The organism is Dialister sp. CAG:357 (assembly GCF_000435155.1).
GTDB lineage: Bacteria > Bacillota > Negativicutes > Veillonellales > Dialisteraceae > Dialister > Dialister hominis.
Genome location: NZ_FR896367.1, coordinates 2,983 through 6,128, shown reverse-complemented (window position 1 = coordinate 6,128; position 3,146 = coordinate 2,983). Strand labels below are relative to the sequence as shown.

The 3,146-nt window shown below is 50.3% G+C and carries 4 protein-coding genes; 3 read left to right on the top strand and 1 reads right to left on the bottom strand.

Annotation, left to right across the window (positions count from 1 at the left end):
- Positions 1-186 precede the first annotated feature (186 nt).
- The 3 genes from M3200_RS01225 to M3200_RS01215 all read left to right on the top strand — a co-directional run bounded on the left by M3200_RS01225 (position 187) and on the right by M3200_RS01215 (position 2,577).
- Positions 187-1,152 (top strand): macro domain-containing protein, encoded by a 966-nt coding sequence (locus tag M3200_RS01225; protein ID WP_022381719.1) that lies wholly within the window; start codon positions 187-189, stop codon positions 1,150-1,152.
- A 115-nt stretch (positions 1,153-1,267) separates the two neighbouring features.
- Positions 1,268-1,933: a vWA domain-containing protein gene (locus M3200_RS01220; RefSeq protein WP_022381718.1), complete on the top strand. Its 666-nt coding sequence runs from the start codon at positions 1,268-1,270 to the stop codon at positions 1,931-1,933.
- A gap of 173 nt (positions 1,934-2,106) precedes the next feature.
- A complete protein-coding gene (locus M3200_RS01215; protein ID WP_022381717.1) occupies positions 2,107-2,577 on the top strand; it encodes a flavin reductase in 471 nt (156 codons plus the stop codon).
- Positions 2,578-2,702: 125 nt separating this feature from the next.
- On the opposite strand, the gene M3200_RS01210 is transcribed toward M3200_RS01215, so the two are convergent.
- A partial coding sequence (locus M3200_RS01210) for a hypothetical protein (RefSeq protein WP_288178069.1) occupies positions 2,703-3,146 on the bottom strand: 444 nt, incomplete at its 5' end.

Here is a 3,146-nt window from a genome sequence, read left to right as displayed (position 1 = left end):
TTATTTTTATCCCACAAAAAAGCGTGAAGAGCCAAATAAATTCTTTAAATGCTTTTTCCAAAAATCACATACCACCACCAAAGGGACTGCAGAAATGACCGCACATTTCGGCAGTCCCTTTTCCATATATAGTTTCCATCCCATCATGCTATAATGAAACAAAAAGGACAGGAAGGGGATGGCGGTATGCCGCTTTTATTTGTCAAAGAAGATATCACGAAGATGAAGGTGGATGCGATCGTCAATGCGGCGAATACAGAGCTTCGTATGGGCTCCGGCGTTTGCGGCGCCATTTTCCATGCAGCAGGCGAGGAAAAGATGACGGAAGCCTGCCAGAAGCTTTCTCCCATCAGGACAGGCGAAGCAGTGATGACAGACGGTTTTGTCCTTCCTGCTGGGCACGTCATCCATGCGGCAGGACCTGTGTATCAGGAAAGAGAACTGGCCGAATCCGCGCTTCTTCTGACGAAAACATACCAAAGCGCACTTGCCCTTGCCGCAGAGCATCGGTTGAAGAGCGTTGCATTTCCTCTGATTTCCGCCGGCATTTACGGGTATCCCAAGGACGAAGCACTTTCTCTTGCCGTCTGGGCGATCCGCCATTTTCTGGAAGATCACGAAATGGACGTCTATCTCGCTTTCCCGGACAAATCAGCGTTCGTCCCTGAAGAGTACCTTGTCCGCGATGTGGAAGAGTACATGGCAGAAGGCGCGTACAAAAGTGTGCCGGTTCTCTACGACGCCATGCCGGAAAGAGATGTTCAGAAAGCTTTAAAAATGCCAGCCGGGCTCGATCATTGGGTGCATCATCTGGATGAGCCATTCAATGAAGCGCTTCTCCGCCTGATTGACGATAAGGGCATGACAGATACAGAAGTGTACAAGAAAGCAAACATTGACCGCCGCCATTTCTCCAAAATACGAACGGGGAAGGGCTATACACCCAAGAAACCGGCCATCCTTGCGCTTGCCATTGCTCTTGAGCTTGACCTTGACGAGGCCGAAGACCTCCTTGCAAAGGCGGGCTATGCCTTCTCGCCGAGCAGGAAATTTGATATCATCGTACAGTACTTCATCATCAAAGGGCAGTATGACATCGATGAAATCAATGAAGTTCTCTTCCATTACGACCAGCCCCTTCTGGGCGGCTGATCCTTAGATGTCGCTTTCAGGGCGACCACGGCTCCTCCGTTTCGATGTATCCTTTAAATAGAAAGAGGAAGGGAAAGATACACGAAATTCCAAGTGATTGAAGGAGGAACCTAAAATGGACAAGAACTTAACTGAACTCGTATTCATCCTGGACAGAAGCGGATCGATGGGAGGTCTTGAAAGCGATACGATCGGAGGCTTCAATTCTCTCCTCGAGAAGCAGAAGAAAGTGGAAGGGAAATGCAACCTGACGACCGTTCTCTTCGACCATGACTATGAACTGCTTCATGACAGGATCAATATCCAGGCCGTATCACCCCTCACAGAAAAAGATTACTACGTCCGGGGATCGACAGCCCTCCTCGATGCAGTGGGGAGGACCATTTCCAAGATCGAACACGTACAGGAAACAACAGCAGAAGAATACCGCGCAGGAAAAGTCATGTTCGTCATCATCACCGACGGCATGGAAAACGCCAGCCGGGAGTACACCACGAAGAAAGTGAAATCCATGATTGAAGCCGAAAAGGAAAAAGGATGGGAATTCGTCTTCCTCGGCGCGAACATGGACGCCGTCGAAACAGCTGCTCAGTATGGCATCGATGCAGACAACACTGCCGACTACCTCGCCGACAGAGAAGGTACCAGGCTGAATTACACAGCCATGAGCGATGCCGTCGCCCAGTTCCGCACCTGCGGATGCGCTCCGAAAGAATCCCTCAAAAGAATCCGCGAAGACGCTGCCAGACGCGGCGGAAAGAAACGCAGAGCAAAGAAGTAAGAAGGCGAAGCATCGCCAAGGTTTTCAAACACCATAAATGTACTTGTGTCAGTGTCTTCTTCTCGAATATACCGGCACGAAAGGGGCTGTGACAAAATGGTTAATCATTTCGTCACAGCCCCTTTTCCCTTGCCATTCGTTTTACAATAGAAGTATGGAGAGGAGTGAAAGATATGGATAAAACATCACTTGAAAACGATCCTGTATTTGAACTGTTCAGCAAGCACTGGGCATTGGTTTCCACCGGAACTATGGAAAAGCACAACGCATGCACCGTCAGCTGGGGAAGCTTCGGCATTCTCTGGGAAAGACCGGGGAAGAGCGGCAAGACGATCACCGTCTACCTCCATCCGTCCCGCTATACCTGCGAAATGCTGAAGGAAAGAGATACCTTCACCGTCAGCTTCTTTGAAAAGGAATACCAGAAAGCTTTGGGCTACATGGGCTCCCATACCGGCAGAAACGAAGACAAGGCAAAGGCAGCCGGCCTTACGCCCGTAGAACTTCCCGAAGGCGGCTTGGCTTCAAGGAAGCAAAAGTTTCCTTCGTCTGCAGAAAGATCTACCAGCACATGTTCACAAAGGAAGACCTGGATCCGGACATCCAGGAATACTACAAAGGAAGACCGCAGGCCTTCCCGCTGAATGAAAAAGGCGAATGGGAACCGCACATCGTCTTCGTAGGCGAAATCAAGACAGTCACTGGAAATGAATAATTGAATTATAAAAGAGCTGTAATGAAATGATGGCCCATTTCGTCACAGCTCTTTTTATGTATGCATTCCCGGCGCCGCCAGAAGGAAGGCGGTGATGACCGCGATGAAAAGCAGGATGAAGCCTGCGAGGCGGAAGCCCTGCGTGTAAGGATCCGATTCCTTCTTCGGAAGGCGGTAGGGATGCGCCTTGACCGTTTCATAATACGAATCCGGAATCAGTCCCCGGTAGTAGGAAGAAAGGTACTGCGCATACGCCGCCGTTTCCTTCTCGAAGAACCAGAAGACAGGCGTCAGGAGGGGGAGGTGATTCTTCTTGGAAATCGCCGTGAGACTTTCAGAGACAAGGCCCTTCAGTGCATGGCCGCCGTCCTGCGTCTTCGCCTCGGCCTCTTTGGCAATCCTGTCGAAGAATTCATGGTGATTGTCCATTTCCTTTTCCGTATACGAAGAAAGATCTTTGGGCAGGAAGGAAATCCCCGCCGCTTCCCAGCCCGGATC

Bases quoted from the DNA above. Each gene is read 5' to 3' on its own strand.
- M3200_RS01225 (WP_022381719.1), top strand. From the start codon at position 187: ATGCCGCTTTTATTTGTCAAAGAAGATATCACGAAGATGAAGGTGGAT.
- M3200_RS01215 (WP_022381717.1), top strand. From the start codon at position 2,107: ATGGATAAAACATCACTTGAAAACGATCCTGTATTTGAACTGTTCAGC.
- M3200_RS01220 (WP_022381718.1), top strand. From the start codon at position 1,268: ATGGACAAGAACTTAACTGAACTCGTATTCATCCTGGACAGAAGCGGA.